At 60.4% G+C, this 21,408-nt stretch carries 24 protein-coding genes and 1 tRNA gene; 12 read left to right on the top strand and 13 right to left on the bottom strand.

All coding sequences use genetic code 11. The features are described 5' to 3' along the window. Positions 1 to 23: 23 nt before the first annotated feature. The gene (locus ACR0IR_RS13765; RefSeq protein WP_170365257.1) at positions 24 to 221 is read right to left on the bottom strand and encodes a CsbD family protein; all 198 of its coding nucleotides are present in this window, start codon (positions 219 to 221) and stop codon (positions 24 to 26) included. Between the two features lie 212 nt (positions 222 to 433). Here ACR0IR_RS13765 and ACR0IR_RS13760 point away from each other — a divergent pair, with 212 nt between their 5' ends. Genes ACR0IR_RS13760 through ACR0IR_RS13745 form a run of 4 tightly spaced genes read left to right on the top strand, consistent with a single transcriptional unit; the run spans position 434 to position 3,099 of the window. Further along, on the top strand, positions 434 to 943 hold the full coding sequence (locus ACR0IR_RS13760) for a hypothetical protein (RefSeq protein ID WP_170365255.1): 510 nt from the start codon (positions 434 to 436) through the stop codon (positions 941 to 943). Beyond that, positions 936 to 1,334: a phage holin family protein gene (locus ACR0IR_RS13755; protein ID WP_170365253.1), complete on the top strand. Its 399-nt coding sequence runs from the start codon at positions 936 to 938 to the stop codon at positions 1,332 to 1,334. The genes ACR0IR_RS13760 and ACR0IR_RS13755 overlap by 8 nt, the downstream gene beginning before the upstream one ends. After that, complete coding sequence (locus ACR0IR_RS13750; RefSeq protein ID WP_170360304.1) at positions 1,327 to 2,088, top strand: DUF883 family protein; 762 nt, start codon at positions 1,327 to 1,329, stop codon at positions 2,086 to 2,088. Before ACR0IR_RS13755 ends, ACR0IR_RS13750 begins: the two co-directional genes overlap by 8 nt. Positions 2,089 to 2,097: 9 nt before the next feature. Continuing rightward, on the top strand, positions 2,098 to 3,099 hold the full coding sequence (locus ACR0IR_RS13745; protein WP_170365252.1) for an AI-2E family transporter: 1,002 nt from the start codon (positions 2,098 to 2,100) through the stop codon (positions 3,097 to 3,099). On the opposite strand, the gene ACR0IR_RS13740 is transcribed toward ACR0IR_RS13745, so the two are convergent. Genes ACR0IR_RS13740 through ACR0IR_RS13725 form a run of 4 tightly spaced genes read right to left on the bottom strand, consistent with a single transcriptional unit; the run spans position 3,096 to position 7,099 of the window. Next, positions 3,096 to 4,592, bottom strand: coding sequence for a phospholipase D family protein (locus tag ACR0IR_RS13740; RefSeq protein ID WP_170365250.1), 1,497 nt, complete (start codon positions 4,590 to 4,592; stop codon positions 3,096 to 3,098). The genes ACR0IR_RS13745 and ACR0IR_RS13740 overlap by 4 nt on opposite strands. Then, positions 4,570 to 6,330: a sensor histidine kinase gene (locus ACR0IR_RS13735; RefSeq protein ID WP_170365248.1), complete on the bottom strand. Its 1,761-nt coding sequence runs from the start codon at positions 6,328 to 6,330 to the stop codon at positions 4,570 to 4,572. Before ACR0IR_RS13735 ends, ACR0IR_RS13740 begins: the two co-directional genes overlap by 23 nt. Before the next feature lie 6 nt (positions 6,331 to 6,336). Further along, positions 6,337 to 6,882: an RNA polymerase sigma factor gene (locus ACR0IR_RS13730; protein ID WP_170365247.1), complete on the bottom strand. Its 546-nt coding sequence runs from the start codon at positions 6,880 to 6,882 to the stop codon at positions 6,337 to 6,339. After that, positions 6,875 to 7,099 (bottom strand): NepR family anti-sigma factor, encoded by a 225-nt coding sequence (locus ACR0IR_RS13725; RefSeq protein WP_254441580.1) that lies wholly within the window; start codon positions 7,097 to 7,099, stop codon positions 6,875 to 6,877. Before ACR0IR_RS13725 ends, ACR0IR_RS13730 begins: the two co-directional genes overlap by 8 nt. Positions 7,100 to 7,155: 56 nt before the next feature. Between ACR0IR_RS13725 and ACR0IR_RS13720 the strand changes: the two genes are divergently transcribed. Continuing rightward, complete coding sequence (locus ACR0IR_RS13720; RefSeq protein ID WP_170365243.1) at positions 7,156 to 7,971, top strand: response regulator; 816 nt, start codon at positions 7,156 to 7,158, stop codon at positions 7,969 to 7,971. 58 nt (positions 7,972 to 8,029) lie between these two features. Further along, positions 8,030 to 8,965: a mechanosensitive ion channel family protein gene (locus ACR0IR_RS13715; RefSeq protein WP_170365242.1), complete on the top strand. Its 936-nt coding sequence runs from the start codon at positions 8,030 to 8,032 to the stop codon at positions 8,963 to 8,965. Between the two features lie 136 nt (positions 8,966 to 9,101). Here ACR0IR_RS13715 and ACR0IR_RS13710 read toward each other — a convergent pair whose 3' ends face one another. The 3 genes from ACR0IR_RS13710 to ACR0IR_RS13700 form a co-directional block, all read right to left on the bottom strand. Next, complete coding sequence (locus ACR0IR_RS13710; protein WP_170365240.1) at positions 9,102 to 9,854, bottom strand: outer membrane protein; 753 nt, start codon at positions 9,852 to 9,854, stop codon at positions 9,102 to 9,104. A gap of 158 nt (positions 9,855 to 10,012) precedes the next feature. Beyond that, positions 10,013 to 10,088 (bottom strand) — tRNA-Val (locus ACR0IR_RS13705). 77 nt (positions 10,089 to 10,165) lie between these two features. Next, positions 10,166 to 11,419 (bottom strand): aminotransferase class V-fold PLP-dependent enzyme, encoded by a 1,254-nt coding sequence (locus ACR0IR_RS13700; protein WP_170365238.1) that lies wholly within the window; start codon positions 11,417 to 11,419, stop codon positions 10,166 to 10,168. A 240-nt stretch (positions 11,420 to 11,659) separates the two neighbouring features. On the opposite strand from ACR0IR_RS13700, the gene modA reads away from it, so the two are divergent. Genes modA through modC form a run of 3 tightly spaced genes read left to right on the top strand, consistent with a single transcriptional unit; the run spans position 11,660 to position 14,227 of the window. Next, positions 11,660 to 12,436, top strand: a complete 777-nt coding sequence (gene modA, locus ACR0IR_RS13695; protein WP_170365236.1) for a molybdate ABC transporter substrate-binding protein — start codon at positions 11,660 to 11,662, stop codon at positions 12,434 to 12,436. A gap of 4 nt (positions 12,437 to 12,440) precedes the next feature. Further along, complete coding sequence (gene modB, locus ACR0IR_RS13690; RefSeq protein WP_480779128.1) at positions 12,441 to 13,133, top strand: molybdate ABC transporter permease subunit; 693 nt, start codon at positions 12,441 to 12,443, stop codon at positions 13,131 to 13,133. Further along, complete coding sequence (modC, locus tag ACR0IR_RS13685; RefSeq protein WP_170365232.1) at positions 13,130 to 14,227, top strand: molybdenum ABC transporter ATP-binding protein; 1,098 nt, start codon at positions 13,130 to 13,132, stop codon at positions 14,225 to 14,227. The genes modB and modC overlap by 4 nt, the downstream gene beginning before the upstream one ends. Before the next feature lie 9 nt (positions 14,228 to 14,236). Here the strand turns inward: modC and ACR0IR_RS13680 are convergent, their stop codons facing one another. Then, the gene (locus ACR0IR_RS13680) at positions 14,237 to 14,749 is read right to left on the bottom strand and encodes a toxin-activating lysine-acyltransferase (protein ID WP_170365230.1); all 513 of its coding nucleotides are present in this window, start codon (positions 14,747 to 14,749) and stop codon (positions 14,237 to 14,239) included. 192 nt (positions 14,750 to 14,941) lie between these two features. Here ACR0IR_RS13680 and ACR0IR_RS13675 point away from each other — a divergent pair, with 192 nt between their 5' ends. Further along, positions 14,942 to 15,352, top strand: a complete 411-nt coding sequence (locus ACR0IR_RS13675; RefSeq protein WP_170365228.1) for a hypothetical protein — start codon at positions 14,942 to 14,944, stop codon at positions 15,350 to 15,352. A gap of 4 nt (positions 15,353 to 15,356) precedes the next feature. Here the strand turns inward: ACR0IR_RS13675 and hemF are convergent, their stop codons facing one another. From hemF to clpS, 4 genes are read right to left on the bottom strand one after another with little or no spacing between them, the layout of a single operon-like run. Next, positions 15,357 to 16,241 carry an oxygen-dependent coproporphyrinogen oxidase gene (gene hemF / locus ACR0IR_RS13670; protein ID WP_170365226.1) on the bottom strand — a complete coding sequence of 295 codons (885 nt, stop codon included), beginning with the start codon at positions 16,239 to 16,241 and terminating at the stop codon, positions 15,357 to 15,359. An 8-nt stretch (positions 16,242 to 16,249) separates the two neighbouring features. Beyond that, complete coding sequence (locus ACR0IR_RS13665) at positions 16,250 to 17,050, bottom strand: SDR family NAD(P)-dependent oxidoreductase (protein WP_170365224.1); 801 nt, start codon at positions 17,048 to 17,050, stop codon at positions 16,250 to 16,252. Between the two features lie 37 nt (positions 17,051 to 17,087). Then, on the bottom strand, positions 17,088 to 18,053 hold the full coding sequence (locus tag ACR0IR_RS13660; protein ID WP_170365222.1) for a class I SAM-dependent methyltransferase: 966 nt from the start codon (positions 18,051 to 18,053) through the stop codon (positions 17,088 to 17,090). A 39-nt stretch (positions 18,054 to 18,092) separates the two neighbouring features. After that, positions 18,093 to 18,434 carry an ATP-dependent Clp protease adapter ClpS gene (clpS, locus tag ACR0IR_RS13655; protein WP_093963054.1) on the bottom strand — a complete coding sequence of 114 codons (342 nt, stop codon included), beginning with the start codon at positions 18,432 to 18,434 and terminating at the stop codon, positions 18,093 to 18,095. A gap of 92 nt (positions 18,435 to 18,526) precedes the next feature. Here clpS and ACR0IR_RS13650 point away from each other — a divergent pair, with 92 nt between their 5' ends. Next, complete coding sequence (locus ACR0IR_RS13650; protein ID WP_170365221.1) at positions 18,527 to 19,228, top strand: HAD family hydrolase; 702 nt, start codon at positions 18,527 to 18,529, stop codon at positions 19,226 to 19,228. 306 nt (positions 19,229 to 19,534) lie between these two features. Continuing rightward, positions 19,535 to 20,908 (top strand): D-alanyl-D-alanine carboxypeptidase family protein, encoded by a 1,374-nt coding sequence (locus ACR0IR_RS13645; RefSeq protein ID WP_170365219.1) that lies wholly within the window; start codon positions 19,535 to 19,537, stop codon positions 20,906 to 20,908. Positions 20,909 to 21,408: the final 500 nt, after the last annotated feature.

Genomic DNA, 21,408 nt, shown 5'->3' with positions numbered 1-21,408 from the left:
CGATATGTGCATCCAACTTTGCGCTACATGTCCTTCATCAGGCGATCCACGATTTCCCGAACGTCCTCTTTCGAGTCTCCGTATTTCTTCTGGATGATGCCTTCCAGTTGTTCGCGATCGCCGCGCGCTTGTTCGATTTCGTCATCAGTCAGCTCGCCGAAACGCTCGATCAGCTTGCCTTTGAATTCGGTCCAGCGTCCAAGAATTTGGTCCCAGTTCATCGTAACTTCCTTTCGATTGCTTCGTCGCTGTCAGTGAAACGCGCCAAACGCGAGCTGGTTCCGGGCGGCGGCGTTTTTTCTGCAACTGACAACGTGCAAGGGCGATCTGACGGTATCCGAACTGCGTCAACCGTGGCGTTCGAACCGGACTTGGGAACAATCTCGCCGGCCATGCGTTGGGGGACCGAGACCTCAACACAGGAGATCGAACTATGCCACGTCGAACCGAGACCACGGAGAAAGCGAAAGCCCATGCCCAGGATCTGGCCGGCAAGGTCAAGGACACCGTGACCGCAGAGGCTTCGGCCCGAGCCGAAGCCTTGAAAGACAGCGCAGCGCAGGAGGCTGAGAGTGCCGCTCATGCAGCTGACGCAGCTGCCGATGCATTTCCTGACCAATCATTGCAGCATCAGGTCCTGTCGAGGATTGCCGACAACATGGAGGCCGTGGCTGGGCAAGTGCGCTCTGCCGATTTGGCCAGTATGAGCCGAAAGGTCTCTGATTTCGCCCGGCAAAACCCGCTGTTGTTCGTCGGATCGGCTGCCCTAGCCGGGTTTGCCGCAGCCCGTTTTCTGAGCGCGCGCAATACGGGCGCGGCTCAATCCGCATCCTTTGGGGCCGATCCTTGGGATATTGATCCGTCGCCGCTGCATGGGACCTCGGTCGATACGTCGGGCCATACCAGCGCGCTGGCGCGGATGAATGGTGGCCGCGATGCATAACCCCAACGATCTGCGATCGGCACCGGGGCTATTGGCAAACGCGCTCAAACATCTGTCGAGTTTGCTTCAGGCTGAGGCGAAGCTTGCCAAGGAGGAGTTGTCCCGAAACCTGACGCGAGCGGGCGTAGGGCTGGCCTGCCTTGGCATTGCTCTGATCCTGTTGATGATCGCGCTGAACCTCATGGCCACAGCCTTGGTCGCGTATATCGCCGCCAATGGATTGTCGGTGGGTATGGCCTCGTTGCTCGTTGGCGCGGGCTTGGGACTGATTGCTGGGTGCCTGGCGCTTTTTGGCCGGTCCCGCATGTCCGCCACCGCCTTGGTTCCCGAGCAAGCCATGAAAAACCTGCAGCGCGACATCGAAGCGATGAAGGAGTCGACCCATGTCTGACCTGACACCCCTTGAGACGCAGATCGCATATGAACGCAGCGCCCTTGCGCGCTCGCTGAACGCTCTGTCGGATACGCTGGCGCCGCAGCGCCTGGCAGACGAGGCGAAATCGTCGCTTGAAGCCTATGGTGGGCAGATCGGTGCGCAGCTCTGGTCCGCGGCTCGAAAAAACCCGGCCGCCTTCGCTCTGTTCGGTGCAGGGGCAGCCCTTTTGGTTGCGGGCCCCGGGTCCGGCGCAAAAAGCACCCAATCTCCGCCCCAGGCCGTACCTCCGCAGCAGGCCTTCAACGGGTTTGATCAGCGTGTCGCCGACGCCGACAGCCGCATGAAACAGGAGATGACCGGAATGACTGAACACAGCCAATCTGCCAGCGTGCTGTCCGCCGCCTTGGACCGTGGTCTGGACAAGCTGTCCCCCCAATCCCGTGCCCGGGTGATCGAGGCGCGCAAGGCCGCAATCAGTGCGCAGCAAGCGGTCGAGAAGCGTGCGCGGAAGGCGGCGAAGGCCTCGCAAACCTTCGTTCATGATCAGCCGCTGGCGGCCGGAGCATTAGCGCTGGGCGTAGGTATTCTGGCTGGCGCTCTGCTGCCCAACACCCGCAAAGAGGACGAGTTGCTGGGCCATCGGCGCGATCAGCTGATGCGACAGGCCCAACGGGTTTTGAACGAAGAACTGGACAAACTGCATGCCGCGGCCAACGCACGGCTGGATGAGGCCGCTGATCGGGCCTCTGACGCTTTGCGCAGTCAGTGAAGCGCACCCATGCAAACTGCTTTCAGCTCTCCATCGGCCCTGCGTGCGATGCTGGCGATCCTGACCGGGATCGCCGTCATCACCGCTTTGTACCTGGCCCGGTCGATCGTCGCGCCGATCACCTTTGCGTTGGTTTTGGGGGTCGTGGTCGCCCCGCTTGCGGACAAGCTTGAGAAGGTCGGTTGCCCGCGAGTGATATCCGCCTCGGCACTGTTGTTCGTGACCAGCACCGTCATAGTCGCGGCTTTCCTTCTGCTCGAGCCATTGCTGTCCACGCTGGTCGAACAGTTGCCTGCGATCAAACGCGAGTTGCGCTCTTGGGTCGCCGCGATGTCCGAGTTCATTCGGGGTATCGAAACGCTTGGACGCGAGATCGAAGAAACCGTCGGCGCCGATGGGGCAGCGGAAACGGAGTCCGCCCTTCCGTCAGTGATGGATGCCTTATGGCTGGCGCCCAATTTCGGGTCAAAGATCCTGATTTTCATCGGCACGCTGTTCTTTTTCGTTTTGACCCGACCCGAGCTCTATGCCGCAGCCGGCCCGTTGACGGAGCGGCTGTATCTGGCCGACCGCGCGGTCTATCGCTATTTCGCTGCCGTGACGTTGGTCAATATCGGCCTCGGGACGGTAACGGCTGTGGCCTTGGGACTGATCGGCATCAATGACGCCGTGATCTGGGGGGTGGCCGCCGGCCTTCTGAATTTTGTGCTGTATCTCGGCCCGCTGATGATCCTGACCGGCCTTCTGATCGCCGGCTTAACCCAGTTCGGCGGAGCCGCGGCTCTGTTGCCCCCCCTGATTTTCCTGGCCATCAATCTGTCCGAGGCACAATTCGTAACACCCGCCTTCGTCGGCCAACGTCTGCAGGTGAACCCGCTGGTCGTATTCATCGCCATCATCTTTGGGCTTTGGCTGTGGGGACCGGTCGGCGCCATCGTCGCACTTCCGATCCTGCTTTGGTTCGGCGTATTGATGCACCCCAAGGTCATGAGCCCGGTCTCGACCACCTAGACGATGTTTTCAGTTACCCCTGGCAGCGGTTGCCGCATGTCGCGCGCAACGTCGGCGTCATGCGGGACCAGAAAGCCGCTGCGCGCTTCGGGGCGCCGCACGCCGTTGGCCTGAACCTCTCGCCGCCACCACGCAAACATGGCATCGGGCTCGATCTGTTTGCGCAGATCATCCGAGAACCACCAATGGTCCACCAGGGCCTGCCGCATGACCGCGACCCGCTGCCGATCTGTGATCCGAAGGGCGACTTCTGTGTCCCACCGCAAAGACCGTCCGTTCAAGTTGGCGGACCCGACCAAGGCATGGCTGTCATCCACCACCAGAACTTTGTTGTGAACGTGAATGATCGGAGACCCGCTCAGAACTTCAGAGCTGGCATCGGCCCCACTGGCCGAAATCGGTTGGACCGGGGTCGACACCGAAACCCGGTCTTGGAACCCCTGCTGGATGATTTCCAGACATTTGGCCTGCAGGTCCAAACCGTATTGCGCGTCCAGTCCGTCATGCCCGCCAAAGGCCACTTCCTCGGGCAAGGCTGGTAGAACAAGCACCAGTTTCAGATCCTGCTTGGAATGGCCCGCCTCAGCCAAGGCGTCGGCCAGCCGGGTTGATCTGAAATACTGGGTCTCGATGTGCAGAAGTTGCCGCGCCGCTTGAAAGGCAGCGATGTGCTCATCCTCGATCTCATGCGCGATGGTCTTTGGCGAGAGCCGCCAGAACGCAAACCGGCGTGGGCTGGACAGGGTGCGGCGCAGGTGGGTTGCCTTTGGGTCCGGTTTTCCGGTTGCGATTTCATGTTCGAACCGGTCGATATGGCGCGCGGCCTCGGCGGCCTCGGGTCCGCGGACCAGCAATTGAACGTCTGACCAGGTGTTCTTGGCCAGACGGTCGTGATCCGGCGTGTCAAAGCGCCTTTCGTTCAAGTCCAATCCGCCGAGGTAGCAGACCTCATTGTCGATCACGGCGACTTTCTGATGGTGCGACACGGTGTGAAGCCGGGGCAGCGTGTCCGACCCCAGCCGCACCGCCTGCCGTTCGCGTCGTTCGCGGGACAGTTCCTGCATCCGCTGCGCCTTTTTTCGCAAAACCGCGGGTAACAGCGTGGCCCAAGGCAATGCGCCGGCCTGCGCGGGATGCATGGACACGCGAACGCTCAAGCGCGCGGCCAGTTCTAGGCCAAGGATTTCCCCAAGCGCAACTGCCTGCCGTTTGGTGCGCCAGCTCAGTTCGTGTAACTCGGTCGCAAAGATCGGATCGAAATCGCTGATGACCAAATGAAACGAGACACCCTTGCGGATGACATGCTCGATCAGGTCAAACCAGGTATCGCCGATCCGGCGCGCCTCATCGCTGCGCAGCCGTGTCATGAAATCGAATATCCGAAAACTTGCCTTGATCTGGTGCCGGGCCTCCAGAACCGCTTTTTCCAAGGCGGGCCAGGCTTGCTCGGCCGTGATCAGGACCTCAAAGTCATTCTGCTGCGGCACGGGCATCACCGCCTCTCTCATCCGCAATGGTCTGTGGTTCGCTATCGCCCTCTACTTCAGCGATTTCGAACGTCACCTCATATACATAATGCGATGATGTCTCGGTTATGGTCTCGGAACCGTCCAATTGGCGAAGGAAGGCCTGCATCAGCCGTTGACCGATCCCGCCGCTGTGGAACAGATCCGCACCGTCGTCTGTCTGCCCGCGCGTGTTGGAGATTTTCAGATGCAGGGTGCTCTCCTCGGGGCGGGTCAATTCCACCGAAATTTTAGGCGGTCCGTCCTGCGGAACGCCTACGTATTTGACCGCGTTCGTCAGCGCCTCGGCCACCAGCATCGACAGCGTGACGGCCTGATCCTGCCCCAGTTCAACCGGCGCGATCCGGCAGTCGACCTCGACCACCTGACCCAGAATTGGCGGTCGATGCGCCAGTTCGGCCACTAAATGCCCGATCAGAGCCTCGGTGTTGATCGTCGTCATCTGCGAGTTCTGGTTCAAGGTCTGGTGCACCATGGCCAGGCCGCGAACCCGACGCTGCAACTGTTCCAGCAAGCGCCGGGCCTCGGGGGTTTCGGCCTTGCGCAAGTGCATGTTCATGATCGAAGCGATCAGTTGCAGGTTGTTTTTGACGCGATGGTGCACCTCGCGCAACAACAGCGTTTTTTCGACAAGATCCCGTTCGTGCTGCGCCTCAGCCTCGCGGATCAACAAGACCATGCGGTTGAATGCAGTCTGGATTTGCTGAAACTCCTGCGGCGCGCCTGCAAGGCTTTCAATCGGGTCGCGCTCGCCCAACGCAAAGCGACGCACGGCCGAACGCAAGCTGTCGAGATGCCGGATCACCAATCGATGCAGGCCCCACAGGGCAACTCCCAGGCCGGTCACCCACATCAGGATGGGAAAAGCAATGGTCAGGGCCGTACTGCCTGCACCGACAGAGGCAAGCGCCGCCTCGCGCGGCCAACTGCCGATCACGGCAACCTCGCCCGGAATGATGGTGGCAACTGCAAAAACCCGATCCTCGCCGCCGACCGTCTTGGCGGAAAAGGTCTTGCCGGAACTTGACAGAACCAACAGATTTTCCTGCGCGGGCGGCAGGAATTGCTGGACCGCGTCCAAGCCCACATTTGACGACAGAACTTCTCCGGTCGCGTCGAACAGGGCGATGACAACGTCGCTCCCGATGTTGCCAACATCCAAGGGCGTCCGTGCCAGCGCATGAGGTATCGATATGGAAACGAACCCCACAAGCTCGGTCCTGTTCAGGACCGGCTGGGTCACGATGATCACCGATTGCCCGGTCGCCGCGCCGGCACGATTGACAGAGAACGTAAGTTGCGGATTTTCCGAGATCTGCCCGAAACCGGGCGCGTCCGACAAATCGATGGCCCGTTCGACGGTCGAGCAGGCCATGACCCCATTTGGCTGGATGAATCCGGCAAATACGAACTCGGGCTGACGTTCGACGAACCGGCGCATGAGGTCCGAACAAGCAGCATTGTCCAAGCCTCCCTCGGCAAGCGCTGCTGTGAGTCCCGAACTTGCACCAACGGCTTTTTGCAAAAGCTCCCGTTCCCGGCTGGCCGCCTCAATCGTGCGCGCCAGCACCGAGGCCCGCGATCTTTCGTCGGCCTCGGTAATAACAGCGCGTGTCTGCAATACCGCAATCAGCCCCAAAGGCAGAAGTGCCAGAGTGACCAGCGCTGCAAGATAAACGGTCAGGCTGCGCGGCTTCGCATCCATCGATCGTCAGGCCGCCGGTTGCGTCTGAACGATTGCCGCCGTAACCGCATCGGTCAATTCGATGGGTTCGTCATCTTCCAAATCCATCAGTTCGGCCAGTTGCGCGCGGGCCCGGTTCACCCGGCTTTTGATCGTTCCAAGGGCGACGCCGCACATCTCGGCCGCTTCCTCATAGGAAAACCCTTGTGCACCGACCAGCACCAACGCTTCGCGCTGCTCATCCGTCAACTGATCAAAAGCAACCGCAAAATCTTTCAAGGCCAAACGTCCGTCATGGTCGGGCTTCTGCGACAGGCTCTCGGCCATGACACCATCGACATCCTCGACCTCGCGCTTGCGTTTGCGGTGCAGGGAAAAATAGGTGTTCCGGACGATGGTGAACAGCCAGGCCCGCATGTTGGTGCCTTCCTGGAACGAGTCGATATTGCTCCATGCCTTGATCAATGCGTCCTGCACGATGTCATCGGCCGTGGCCCCGTTTCGGCACAGGCTGATCGCAAAGGCACGCATCGCGCCAATATGTTCGACAAGCTCTTCTCGCGGATCAACCATACGAGCCTCCCGTGTCACCGCTTTTGGAGACACTGGTCTGATTGCGCAGTTTTTCAAGAAGATCGACGAACCGATCCGGAACCGGTTCGTTGGCTACTTCATCGAAAGCTCGCTTGAGGTTTTCGTCGATCCGCTTTTCTATTTCTTGCCGATGTTCTCGGCTGGGCTGTGGTTTTGTCATGGCATCATCAAAAATTTTTACTTTTGCTGGAACCATAACGCCCCAGTATGCGTTTGGTTCCCTAGTTTAGAGAAAAAATGAGGAAAACATAGATGACCGAGCTGACCGGAGTTTCCGTCGCAGATCAAATTGGCCCGCTCTTGCCGTTTCTGCGCCGTTATGCCCGTGCCCTCACCGGCTCACAGGACAGTGGCGACGCCTACGCCGCTGCATCGCTTGAGGCGATCCTTGCAGATCCCGCCCAGTTCGATGCCGATCTCGCGCCGCGGGTCGCGCTGTTTCGTGTGTTTCACAGCATCTGGTCAACATCGGGAATGCCTGTTGACGCAGATGGCCACAGCTCTGACATCCAAACGCGCGCTCACGCCCAGTTGGCACGCCTGACGCCGAACACGCGCGAGGCCTTGCTGCTGCGCACGGTCGAAGAGTTCTCGGTCAGCGATATCGCCGCAATCATGCAGATAGAACCCGCCGAGGCTCAGAAGCTGATCGCAATCGCCTACGAGGAAATGGCCCGCCACACTTCTGGCCGCATTTTGATCATCGAAGACGAAGCAATCATCGCGATGGATCTTGAAACGATGGTGACCGACCTGGGCCACCGAGTCACTGGGGTCGCACGCACCGAGACGGCCGCCATTGACCTGGCCGAGCGCGAGCCGTTCGACTTGATCTTGTCGGACATCCAACTGGCGGACAAATCCAGCGGAATCGATGCGGTGAACCGCATCATTGCCCAGCACGGCGATTGCCCCGTCATTTTCATTACCGCTTTCCCCGAGCGCCTTCTGACGGGCAAAGGCCCCGAACCCGCCTTTTTGATTTCCAAACCATACACCGAAGAACAGGTCAAATCGGCCGTCAGCCAGGCCATGTTCTTTGCCTCTAGCGCCGTGATCGAGGTCTGACGCGGCAGGGCCGCGCTGCAAGACACCCAAACTCAGGCGATGAAATTCGAGGAACACCATGGAAAACGAGATTGCACAGACCGCAGAGACCGTGACGAACACCGTTTGGGCCGAACTGTCGCAAGTTCTGAATACCGAGCTGTATGACGGGAAATCGCTGAGCGACCTGCTGACGCTCGAGGCCCTTCTGGGCCTCGTCGCTAACACGATCGCCGCGCTGATCCTGTTGGTGCTTGGGCTTTTGATTTCAAGATATGTCAGCCGGAAGATCCGGGGCGTCGGTGAAAAATCGGAACGTCTTGACGACACGCTTTTCAACTTTCTCGGCAATCTAGCGCGCTACACGATCCTGGCGTTTACAGGGCTGTTCATTCTGAACACGTTCGGGGTGCAGACGACGTCGATCATCGCGCTGATCGGTGCCGCGGGTTTGGCCATTGGTCTTGCCCTGCAAGGCACATTGTCCAACGTCGCAGCCGGCGTGATGATCATCCTGTTCCGGCCGCTCAAGATCGGCGATTTCGTCGACGTGAATGGGGTGCTCGGAACCGTAAAAGATATCACCCTGAACTACACCGAAATTGCGGATATGGGGAACGTCAAGGTTATCGTTCCCAACGCCGAGGTGTGGGGAAACACCATCAAGAACTATTCCGTCTATGAAACACGTCGTGCCGAATGGACGTTTGGCGTTGGATACGGCGTCAACCTGGCGGAGGCCGAGCGTGTCATTCGCGATACGATCATGTCGGACGCCCGTTCGCAGGCAGATCCTGAACCGTTCATCCAGGTGAACAACCTTGGCAGCAGCAGCGTCGATTTTCTTGTCCGCGTTTGGTGCAAGTCTTCGGAGTACTTCCAGTACCAGGCAGACATGAAGCGCAAAGTCAAAGAAGCGCTGGACGAAGCCGATATCAATATCCCGTTTCCGACCCGCACGCTGCTGATCGAAGACGTCGAGAGACGGCAAGAGAAGGCGATCGCGGCAGAGTAACCTTGACTGTTGATCTTAGGGGGTCTGAAGCCGGAACTCCAAAAAAGCGAACGTCATCGGGGTGCCGAAAGACAGTATTTATGCGTCGCAGGACGGGCTTTGCATGTCGAGCGTCACCTAGTGGGTGGCAAATGCCCTAGAATCGGTAGGTTGCGCCAATGACCGGACCGGATTGGTGGAAGCTGAAGTCATTGCCATTGATGTCGTGATCAAAGGAAATGTAGCGGTACCCGCCGCGTAGCAGCCAGCGGTCGTTGATCGCATAGTCCGCGGTCAGCAGGACCTGCCAGGTTTCGCTGTCGCTGCGGAACCCGCCATAGTCCAGGAACCCGGTTCCCGACCATTTGTCCGAAAACGCGACCCGGGCACGGACGCCGATCACCGGATCAGTCCAACTGCTGTCGACCGACGTCTGATTGCCGGGCGCTGTTCCGGGCAACAGGTTGAACTTTGTTTCAGTGCTGAACCATCTGAACCCGCCAGCCAGATCGACGCTGGCTGTCGGTGTTTCGAGGACACGGTAGCCGACATAGCCACTCAGGAACTGGGTTTTGAACGACGTGTCCAGACCCGAACTTGCCGGTCCCGGAGTCTCGTTCGAGAAGGACAGGTTCGTATAGTTGTAGTCCGCAAGGAACGACCAACGGCCGTTCGACGCGGTAAACGTGCCCATGAAAGCAAGGTCTAGGTTTTCCAGCGCGTCAGAGAAGCTGAGTGTGCCATCCAAGGTTCCCGCCGGTGTGTCCAACGACACTTCGGTTTCAGGGGTGAACAGGTAGATCGTGGCCGAATAGGACCAGTCGGACTGCTGAGATAGTGCCGAGGTCGCTGCTGAAATCGCCAGCGACAGGCCAAGCATCAGGGGTTTCGCGATCCGTACCGTCTTCATGATGTCCCTCCGGTGAGCCCATTTTGGCTTTGACCCACAGTAAAGGAGGCTGCCGGCAAACCAAAATAGTATTTTGATTTGTGCATGGGTCGGGGCGACGCGCCAGGAATTGGCAGGTCACATCCGCGCAAATACTGAAGACGGAGAAGAGGTTGGGATGGTGGGTGATGAGAGACTCGAACTCCCGACATCTTCGGTGTAAACGAAGCGCTCTACCAACTGAGCTAATCACCCGTGAGGGGGGATTTAGCCAAGCTGGTGGGCCGGCGCAAGAGGGTCTTTCAGAATTTCTGCGCCGGTGGCCGTGTGTCTCAGGGATTCATGTCTTTCAATGCCGTCAGCAGCTGCGCAACTTCGTGCTCGGTGTTGTAGTGGCACAACGAAATCCGGATACAATCGGACAAGCCCAACGGGTTCAGCACGTTCCCGCTGTAATGGTCGGCCTTGCGGGTGTGGGTTCGGATACCCTGCGCGTTCAGGCGCGAGACTACGTCGACCGAGGGCATGTCGCGGACCACGATCGACACCAGTCCTTCGCGGGCGGGGTTGTCTGCTCCGGCCAGAATTGTGACGTGATCCATATCGTGCAGGCCGGGCAGGTTGCCGACGCCGTTGATCATCGCGTTGGTCAGATGGGTCTCATAGGCATGAATCGCCTGGCCGGCGGCCTCGATTCTGGTGCGTTGGTCAGCGGCGTCCGACACCTGACCGCCCAGCCAGTCGAAATAGGCAACCACGTCGGACATCGTGGCGTAGGCGCCGGTATCGCGCGTGCCGAATTCCCAACCATCAGCGGGCGCGTCAATCAGTTGGTCATGGGGCAGGGCGGTCAGCCGGTCGGAGATCCAGGCAATGCCGTAGCCATGCCGGGAAAACACTTTGTAGGGTGAAATCGCATATCCATCGACTCCGTAGCTGTCGATATCCAACTGTCCGTGTGCTGCGTGCTGGATGCCATCGACGATGATGAAACATTCCGGTGACACCGCCCGGATCGCGCGCGAGATTTCAGCCACATCCATCCCCATTCCCGTAACCGGTGAAGCGTGCAGGATCGTGGCGACCGCCACGTCCGGTGTCATGTGGGCCGCGTAATCTGCGGCGGTAACCAGACCTGTCGCGTCGTTATGCGGCACGTTCACATAGTCCAATCCGGCAAGGCCCGCCCAGCGGCGCGCGGCGCTGCGGCTGGCGGGATGTTCGATCGAGCTGCCGATCACCTTTGCGCCTTTGGGCGCATTCACGCAGGCCGTGCGGATCATGCGGAACAGCAGCTCTGTTCCGCTTTCACCCACGAAGAACTGCCCCGAAGGCGCATTCATAAACACGGCAAGATCTGCCTTGGCACGGCTGATGATGTCGACCAACGCGTGACTGGCGGGATTGTCCCGCCCTTGGTTGTCCGGGATGGCCGCAAAACGGGCCGAGGTTTCGACCACCGAGTTCAAGGTCAGCGCGCCGCCGGCATTCTCGAAAAAGATGCGGGGACCCTGAAAGGGGCAGCTGTCCACATGGGTAAACCGCGCGCGAACGTTGTCGATCAATCCCGGGGTTTGGTGCAGCATGGTGTACGTCCTGTTTGGTTCATGCCCAGACTCGTCTTGCGAGCGCGCGGCATCAATTTCGTTTGCGACAGATTGCGGGTTTGGGATGCCGCCTTTTTCTCCGGGCTTACTCTTTCGACGCCGGAAAGACCAATTGATTCCGGACTCTGCATGGCACGCCGGCGGGAATACACCTTGCCTGCGGCCCGCTGCCTCCGATATGCCAAAAGCAGTGCGACCGTCCGAACAGGAGAGCCGGGGATGCAGTTCAACACATGCCGCCGTCTTGTTGCGGTTGCCGCCGTTTGCGGTGCCTTGGTTGCCCCGGTTCGGGTTGCGGCGGCTGAGGTCCTGGTGTTCGCAGCGGCCAGCCTCAAGACTGCGCTGGACCAGATCGCTCCGGAATTCGAGGCCGCCACAGGTCAACAGGTTACGGTTTCCTTCGCAGCCTCTTCCGTTTTGGCCCGGCAGATTCAGTTGGGCGCGCCGGCCGATCTGTTTATTTCGGCCAATACCGCCTGGATGGATGTTCTTGAGAGGAACGGAGATATCGACCCGGCGTCGCGGGTCGATCTTGTGGGCAACGGGCTGGTACTGATTGCGCGCGCAGGGCAGCCCAGCGAACAGACGCTTACGCCGGACTTCGATCTGAGCGGCCAATTGAAAGGCGGCTATTTGGCGATGGCCCTCGTTGATGCGGTTCCGGCCGGAATCTACGGCAAGGCCGCGTTGACTGCCCTGGGCCTGTGGGACGGTGTTCAGGATCAGGTGGCTCAGGCCGACAACGTGCGCGCGGCGTTGGCGCTTGTCGCAAGCGGCGCGGCACCAATGGGTGTTGTCTACCGATCTGACGCGCAGGCCGAGGCTCGGGTGGATGTGGTCGGAGTTTTCCCTGAAGGCACGCACCCGGTGATCGTCTATCCCGCGGCCCTGACCGCGACTGCACGGCCTGAGGCCCAGGTCTTCCTCGACTACCTGCAGAGCGAACCGGCGACCGGCATGTTCAAGGCGCAGGGTTTCACCCTGCCGCACGGATAGAGCCATGGGTTGGCTGGGCCCCGCCGAGATCGAAGCGTTGCGACTGTCGCTGCGCGTCTCTTTCTGGGCGACGGTCGTTTCGCTGCCACTCGGGATATTCGTGGCCTACGCACTGGCCCGCTGGAGGTTTCCTGGCCGCCAAGTGCTGAACGGCCTGGTGCACCTGCCGCTTATCCTGCCACCGGTCGTGACCGGTTATTTGTTGTTGCTGACCTTCAACGTACAAGCCCCGGTTGGTCGGGTGCTGGCTGATCTGGGCGTCGTTGTGGCTTTCCGCTGGACCGGAGCCGCACTGGCCGCCGGGATCATGGCATTTCCGCTGATGGTTCGGGCAATCCGCCTGTCGATCGAGGCGGTTGATCCAAAACTGGAACAGGCCGGAGCGACGCTTGGGGCATCGCAACCTTTTGTCTTTGTCACCGTGACTTTGCCTATGATTTTGCCGGGGATCATCGCAGGGGCAATCCTTGCCTTCGCAAAGGCGATGGGCGAGTTCGGAGCCACGATCACCTTCGTGTCGAACATTCCCGGCCAGACCCAGACCCTGCCGTTGGCTGTTTATGCCTTCCTTCAGGTGCCGGGCGGCGAGAGCGCCGCGATGCGGCTGGTCATCATCTCGATCGTCATCGCCATGGGGGCGCTGCTTCTGTCGGAATATGTTGGGCGTCGCGCAGCGGCCCGGGTGGCCGGAACATGAGCCTGTCCGTGCAGATAAGACACCGCCTGCCGGGCATTGACCTAGACATCCTGTTCCAGGCGCCGCGGGGTGTGACAGTTCTGTTCGGACGATCGGGGTCGGGCAAAACCACCATTGTGGATGCCGTGGCCGGTTTGCTGCGCCCTCAAGCCGGGCGGGTCGCGGTGGATGATTGGGTGCTGTTCGATACCGAGCAAGGCCATTGGTTGCCGCCGAATCGCCGCCGGCTGGGGTATATCTTCCAGGAAGGCCGCTTGTTCCCGCACCTGACCGTGCGCCAGAACCTGTCTTATGGCCGGTGGTTTGCTCCCCGGGACGCGCGCCGTGAAAACCCCGATCGCGTGATCGAGATGCTGGGCATCGGCCACCTGCTGGACCGTCGCCCCGCCCACCTGTCGGGCGGTGAAAAGCAGCGTGTCTCCATTGGCCGTGCTCTGCTGGCAAGTCCGCGGTTGATCCTGGCCGATGAACCTCTCGCTGCGCTGGACGAAGCCCGAAAGGCCGAGATCCTGCCCTATTTCGAGCGATTGAGGGACGAGGTCTCGGTGCCGATCCTCTATGTCACGCATTCTGCGGCCGAAGTGGCCCGCCTTGCCACGTCAGTCGTAGCGTTGCAGGACGGCAAGGTGCTGCGGCAGGGACCGGCCTCCGAAGTGCTGGCGGATCCCTCGGTTGCGCCGACAGGTGTGCGGGCTGTGGGTGCGGTGCTTGAGGTCAGTGTGGCCGCGCATCACGAAGACGGCCTGACGGAACTGACCGCAAACGGTGTCCGACTGTTCCTGCCGCACATCCCGCATTCGGTTGGCGATGCGCTTCGGATCCGCATCCCCGCCCAGGAAGTCATACTGTCGGACCGAAAGCCCGAGGGTCTGTCGGCGCTGAACATCCTGCAGGGCACCGTCGAGTCCGTGCGCGCGGGCGAAGGGCCAGGGGCGATCGTTTCGGTCCGAACACCGGCGGGCACCCTACTGGCCCGTGTGACGCGCCGGTCGGTCGATGCCCTGGCGTTGCAGCCCGGCAAACCGTGCCATGCGGTCGTCAAGACCGTAGCGCTGGCACCGCAGGATGTCGGCGGGCGGGTCGCCAAATCTTAGGTGGCAGGGTCAGCCACCCTGTTCTTTCAGAATCTGTGAGAACTCTTTTTTTCGGTACAGTTTCATGTGGACCTTGCCGGCCTCATCCCGGGTCCATTCGACGATCCGGTTTCGGGTCATGTCGCTGTCCATGCGGTTCGTGCGCACCCTCGGGTGCGGAATCTCGCGTTTCAGAATTTCGACCATCTGGTTGGTCTGTCCGAAAGGTGCGACCAAGTCGACGATCCAGAAAGATGAGCCGCTGGTGAAGTCGGTATCCATCAGCGGCTTTTCCTGCACCGCATATCGGTATTCCGCTTCAGGGCTGAGCCCGGCAAAGGTCACGAAACCGCGCGGGAATCCGTTTTGGCGAAAGATGTGATACTGCCCCAGCCGCAAAGGCGTTTCGAATGCGTACAGAACCTGGGCGAGGCTGCGCTGCTGGTGGGTTTTGGTCAGCCCGGCAAGGTAGAAGAACGCGCCGAAATCGGCGTATTTCTCGGGAGAGATATCAAACCAGTCCTTTGGAAATTTTCTGCTCAAACCTGACCTCAACCCCTTGGGACATCGGCAGTATATCGGGCAAAGTCTTGAAATGGTATTTGTTTTCTGTCGCCTCCGAAGCTGAGAGGGCGTGTGGGCGCGGCCTGTTTCCAAAGGTAACCGGGTTTGGCTTTACTCAATGGACATGCAGCCTATGATTGGAGCAACCCGGTTTTTTGGCGGATAATTTTGATGAAGCATTTGATTTCAGCCCTGGTTCTGTCTGCAACTCTGTTGGCTCCGATCGCCGCACAAGCTGTCGGGTTCGGCATCGGCGTCCGCCCGACCTACCGCACCGAGATAAGATCCGTCGGAGACGGTGTGTACGAGGTCAAGGCAATCGGGTCGTCAGCACCGGTCAACTACTGGTGCGGGATCGGCGATTTCGCCATTCGGCAGTTGGGTGTCCCCGGTTCGCAACGGATCTACATCTGGCGGGCTTACGAGCCGGGTGTCCGAACCGTGCAATTCTCGTTGAAGCCGCCGCCGGGCGTGGATACCACCCCCGGCTATTCAATTACCGTCAAGCGGGTAGGCGAGAACATGTCAGCGTCCTCGGCGCAGAACTACTGCTACGACAACTTCATGGATTTCGGGTTCTGACGTCTCAGGCCCACTTGGCCAGTGGCGGCAGGCTCATCAGCACGGCGTCGGGGTCATGCCCGGTTTCCAGGCCGAATTTCGTGCCCCGGTCATAGACCAGATTGTATTCGGCATAGAGCCCGCGGTGCACCAGCTGGGTGTCTTTGTCCGTTTCGGTAAAGGGCTGCACGCGCCGCTTTTCGACGAGCGGCAGAAAGGCCGGCAGGAAAGCGCGGCCAATGTCCTGAGTCAGCGCGAAATCGGCCTGCCAGTCGCCGGTGCAGTAGTCGTCCATGAAAATGCCGCCGACGCCCCGCGCGCGCTTGCGATGCGGGATGTAGAAATACTCGTCGGCCCACTCCTTGAGGCGCGGATAGTGCCCCGGCCCGTGCGGGTCCAGATGCGCTTTTTGCGTGGCGTGGAAATGCGCCGTGTCCTCGGAGTATTCGATGCAGGGGTTCAGGTCGGATCCGCCGCCGAACCACCAGGCATGCGGCGTCCAGAACATGCGGGTGTTCATGTGAACGGCCGGGACATGCGGGTTTTGCATATGCGCCACAAGGCTGATGCCCGACGCCCAGAACCGCGGGTCGTCGGCCATGCCGGGGATGCCCTTGCGCGCGGCCATCGCCTGTTGTGCCCGCTCGCCCAGCGTGCCGTATACCGTCGAGACATTGACGCCGACCTTCTCGAACACGCGGCCACCGCGCATGACCGACATCAGCCCACCACCCGCGTCCGATCCGTCCTCGGACTGGCGTCGGGTTTCCTTGACTTCGAACCGCCCGGCGGCGGCATCGGAAAACGGCCCCACGTGGTGGCTGTCTTCCAAAGCCTCAAAGGCCGCGACGATTTCGTCGCGCAACTGGCGAAACCAGGCCGAGGCGGTGGATTTTTCCGTTTCAAACATCGTCAGGCTCAATGCGCGGGAGCGGCAACCGGGTCCAGAAGGGTCCGTCCACCGTCAATTGTCAGGACTTGCCCGGTAATGAACGCAGCCGCGTCCGAGGCAAGGTATTGCGCCGTTTCGGCCAGCTCGGCCGGGGCGGCAATGCGGGCCAGTGGGGTATGATCCTCAATGTCCCGCCGATAGTCCCGATTGTCTTTCAGGGTGGCCTGCAGTGATGCGCTCATGACCGACCCCAACGCAATCGAGTTCACGCGGATCCGATGAGGCGCAAGCGCCACTGCTAGGGACCGGGTCAACTGGTCCTGCGCGGCGCTGGAAACCGAATAGGCCAAAAGGCCAGGATGCGCGCGCTGACCGGCGATCGAGGACAGGTTGATGATCGAACCATTCGGCCCGTCTTCCTGATCCTCGGATTGTTTGATCATCCGCTTGGCAACAAGCTGGCTCAGCCGCAGAGCGGGCATCAGGTTCTGGTTCAGAAGGGTGCGAACCGAGTCGTCTTCCAGGTCCAGCGGATCTGTCGGGATGACCTGTCTGGCCCCGTTGACCAGAATATCGACCTGATCGAATGCATCCAGAGTGGCCGAAAGAAGGTTGGCGATCGTCAGCTTCTCGCGCAGATCACCGGCGAAGTAGCGGACGTTGCTGTCATCGGCCTGTTCGCCCAGTTCTTCGGCCAGACGTTTCTCGTCCATGTCGGCGAACATCACGTTGGCGCCCGCATCGGCAAAGTGACGGCCGATGGCAAGGCCGATACCGTTGGCGCCTCCGGTAACGATGGCGGTCTTGCCGGCTATGGAAAAGGACATGTGTTTCCTCCTGAGTCGCGGCGCAGGTTAATCGGCTTCACCGCCGAGGGCGAGAGGCGTGGAACACCTTGAACCGGTTGTCGCCTGCAATTTCCTCGACCCGCGCGAAAGCGTCAGTCAAAGTCGGTTCATAGGGGAGATGGCGATTGGCGACCATCCACAAGTGGCCCGAGCGGGACAGGTTGCGCGCGGCGGCGGTGATGAACCCACGCCCCAGGTCGGGATCGGCGCTGCGCGACGTGTGAAACGGCGGGTTCATGACAACGGCGTCCACGGGTTCTGGCGCAGACCACGTCACCGCATCTGCCCAGTGGAACTGTGCCCTTGGGTCGGGCACGTTGATCCGGGCGCATGTCAGGGCAGTATGGTCGGCTTCGACGAGATGCAGCGTGCGCACAGTGTCATCCTGCAGCAGCCCGGCGGTCAAATAGCCCCACCCGGCACCCAGATCGGCGACCCGAGGTCCAAGCTTTGGTGGAAGGGTCTGGCGCAACAGTGCCGAAGCAGGATCGACCCCGTCGGCCGAAAACACCCCGGGCGCGGTTTGGAAGCCATCCGCCATTTGTCCTGTGGGCGGGGCCCAGTCTGCAAATGCGTTGGGATCGGCCTTGAACCAGAAGATCTTGCCATGCGCCTTGGCGATGGGGCCCTCGATCTCGACCCGCTTGCGAACGTCCTTCAGCAAGCTGTCCACGCCATCTGTCTTGGCACCATCAACGACAACCGTTCCCGAGGCCCGGCTGCACGCATGATGGATCATGGCGCGTGCCTGCGCTTTGGCGCGGGGCAGAAACAGAACCACGTCTTCGCAGGCGCTGTCGGTTTCGGGCACAGCTGCAAAGCCGCGGTCCCGGAAATGGTCGTGGAATGGTTTGAAAGGCTGAACAACCTCGACACCGTTGGGCAGCGCCGACAGGTCATGATCCGGCGTCGGTCCAATGACCGATATCGGTTCCGACAGGGTCAGGCCCGAGTCGAGGGCGAGAGACAATCGTGAGGACATCAGAGCGGGTTGAAGGGGGCAGAGGCGCGCGTCGCGGCCCTACTCCTCTCTCTCCATGGTGCATTGAAGCGGGTGTTGGTGCCGACGAGCGAAATCCATCACCTGCCCAACCTTGGTCTCGGCAATCTCGTGGCTGAATACGCCGACCACGGCCACGCCTTTCTTGTGCACGGTCAACATGATCTCGAAGGCCTGCGCATGGGACATCCCGAAGAACCGCTCGAGCACATGCACCACGAATTCCATGGGCGTGTAGTCGTCATTCAACAGCAGCACCTTGTACAAGGGCGGTCGTTTGGTCTTGGGCTTGGTCTGAACAAGGATTGACGTGTCGCCATCGTCTTCCGATTTGCCAGCCATCATCCAACGGGCTTCAATCATGTCGCGAGATTTTCCGATTCACACTTCGGGTCGTTTCAGGGCTTATATAACGTCGACCCACCCAGAGGAAAGAGCAACCGGGCGGATTCGAAATGGATGAAAACCTGACTATCGTCGCTTTCGACGCTGACGATACCCTGTGGCACAACGAGCGTTTCTTTCAGCTGACCCAAGCGCATTTTGCTTCGCTACTGGCGGATCATGCGGACCGTGACCATCTGATGGAGCGGTTGTTGGCGGCCGAGAAGCGCAACATCCGCCACTATGGGTACGGCATCAAGGGTTTCGTCCTGTCGATGATCGAAACAGCAATCGAGGTAACGGAAGACAGGGTGCCGGCCAGGGTCATCCGCGAATTGATCGAAGCCGGGCAGGAGATGCTGTCTCACCCGATCGAGCTGTTGCCTCACGCGCGGGAGACGGTTGAGGCAATCGCAGAAACCCATCGCATTGTTCTGATCACCAAGGGTGATCTCATTGATCAAGAGCGCAAACTGGCCCAATCGGGATTGGGTGAACTGTTCGACGCGGTCGAAATCGTGTCGGAAAAGACGCCCGATACCTACCGCGAAGTCTTTCGGCGGATGGGGCAGTCTCCTGCCGATGCCATGATGGTCGGCAATTCGATGCGGTCGGATGTGGTCGCGCCGATCCAGGCGGGGTGCTGGGGCGTGCACGTCCCGCACGGTCTGGTGTGGGAGATCGAGCAGGCCGAGATCCCGACAAGCCATCCCCGTTTCCGGGAGATCCGCGATTTGGGAGATCTGCCTGACCTGGTCCGGCAGATTTCCTGACCTGTGACAGATTGGCCCCACTTTCAAATTTTCACGACGAAGCCGCGCCAACTTTCTGACATCTTCGCCGTTTTGGTGGTGGCCATCCGTTGGGCCGCAACATCTAGACGCCACCGAGCAGAGCCGCTGCCGCGGATTTTTCAGCTTTCGGTTTATTTCAGCAGTGCTGTGTGTTAGCCTCGACCAAATAATCAAAAAGGCTGACCGGGAAAACTCGGCGGCGCGAGGCAGACAGAGGCAAAGATCGTGCAGATTCGGCGGATAGTTCCGGCGCGGGCGGGCTTGCTCGTAGTCACAGTGGTATGGATGGCGCTTGTCCTGGCGACCCAGGCGCTTGCGGCTCCTTATGCGGCAATGGTCATCGACGCCAGAACCGGAGAGGTTCTGCATTCCCGCAACGCCGATACCAGGCTGCACCCTGCTTCTCTCACCAAGATGATGACCCTCTATATCGCCTTCGAAGCGGTGCGGAACGGTGAGATCACGCTGGACACCCAGGTGCGGATCACCAAGGCCGCGGCGGCCGAGCCACCCTCCAAGCTGGGCCTGCGGGCGGGCCAGACCATCGCATTCCGTTATCTCATCCGCGCGGCCGCTGTGAAATCGGCCAATGACGCCGCGACCGCGATCGGCATCGCTCTCAGCGGATCCGAGGCCGCCTTTGCGCGCCGTATGACCCGCACGGCCAAGGCCATGGGCATGAGCCGCACAACCTTCAAGAACGCACACGGGCTGACCGAAGCGGGCCATCTTTCAACGGCGCGTGACATGACCACGCTGGGTCGTCACCTGCTTTATGACTATCCTGAGTATTACAACCTGTTTTCACGCCAATCGACACATGCGGGGATCAAGACTGTTCCGAACACCAACCGGCGGCTGCTGGCAGCCTACCGGGGCGCGGACGGCATCAAAACCGGGTACACGCGCGCTGCGGGCTTCAACCTTGTTGCTTCGGCCAAGCGTGGGGACAAACGGATCATCGCAACCGTGTTCGGCGGCAAATCCAGCACCTCGCGCAACGCCAAGGTGGCCGAGCTGCTGGATATGGGATTCCGGCGCGCCCCGTCGCGCGCTCCGATCCGCAAACCTGCCCGTCCGGCATATGCCGGGAATACTGGGCTGGGTGGCGCCACCCAATTGGCCAGTGCGGTCCGCGCACCACAGCGCAGCCTTCGACCTGTGATGCGACCTGGGGCAGGGGTTGCCATTCAGGTTGCCGGCGCCGTGGCTGAAACCGCCGCCAAGAACGGTACACGTATTCAAGACGGCATCGCCGCAGCGATCGCCGCAGCGGATATCGCGCCGACGGCGCCTCCGGTCGAGAATGCCGACACGCGTCCGGCCCTGCGCCCCGAGAACCTTGTGCTTGCATCGACCGAGCCCGCAGAAGTCGTGGCCGAGCCCGAGCAGGAAGTCGTTACCCGTCTGTCCACGTCGGGCGGGCATCTTTGGGGCGTCAATGTCGGGCGCTACACCACCCGCTACGAGGCCGAGAAGGTTTTGCTGAAAACGGCTCTGTCGGAAATGACGACGCTGGAGGGTACTTTGCGCAAAGTGAACCAGAGTTCACGCGGGTTCGACGCGACCTTCCAGGGCATGACCCGCGAGCAAGCGGATCTGGCCTGCCGCCGCCTGAAGGCGCGCAATGTCACCTGTTTCATGATCGGGCCATCATAAGGTCCGACATTCTCTCCTGGATCGTTGCTGGCCGCGAATGGATTTCGCGGCCTTTTTTTTGCGCCTTGAATGCGGCGGTCCATCGGTCCGGTCGGAGGCCAATTGCCCAGTGGACGCCAAAAGCATGGGAGAGGCGCAAAACGCCGTGTTCGGCGCTTCAACGCTTGTGCGTTCCGAGCCGCAAATCGGGCACAGAGTGAGTCGACTCACGGGGCGCGAGTCGAGTGTTCTTGTGGTGGTGTCAGGGCGCTTTCGCTATATATAGTGGTCTCGTGGGGTCGGACTTTGAATCCAGCGGGTCGGGCTTGATCTCCGAGGGTGAAATTCCCAACGGTGGAGCTAGGTGATCGTTATCTAAGTTGCTGACAAATATTGATAAAAATAAAATCAGCAAAAAAGTTTGGCAGTTTGTCATTTTCTGCTTGCGGTGATTTGTAGTTATCCTTAGAACGCCCTTCACCGGCGCTGCTGAGGCGGTGTTGGTTGGTCGGAGTGACGGC

The organism is Ruegeria sp. CF2 (genome assembly GCF_056537385.1).
This window is presented reverse-complemented; position numbering and strand designations above follow the sequence as displayed.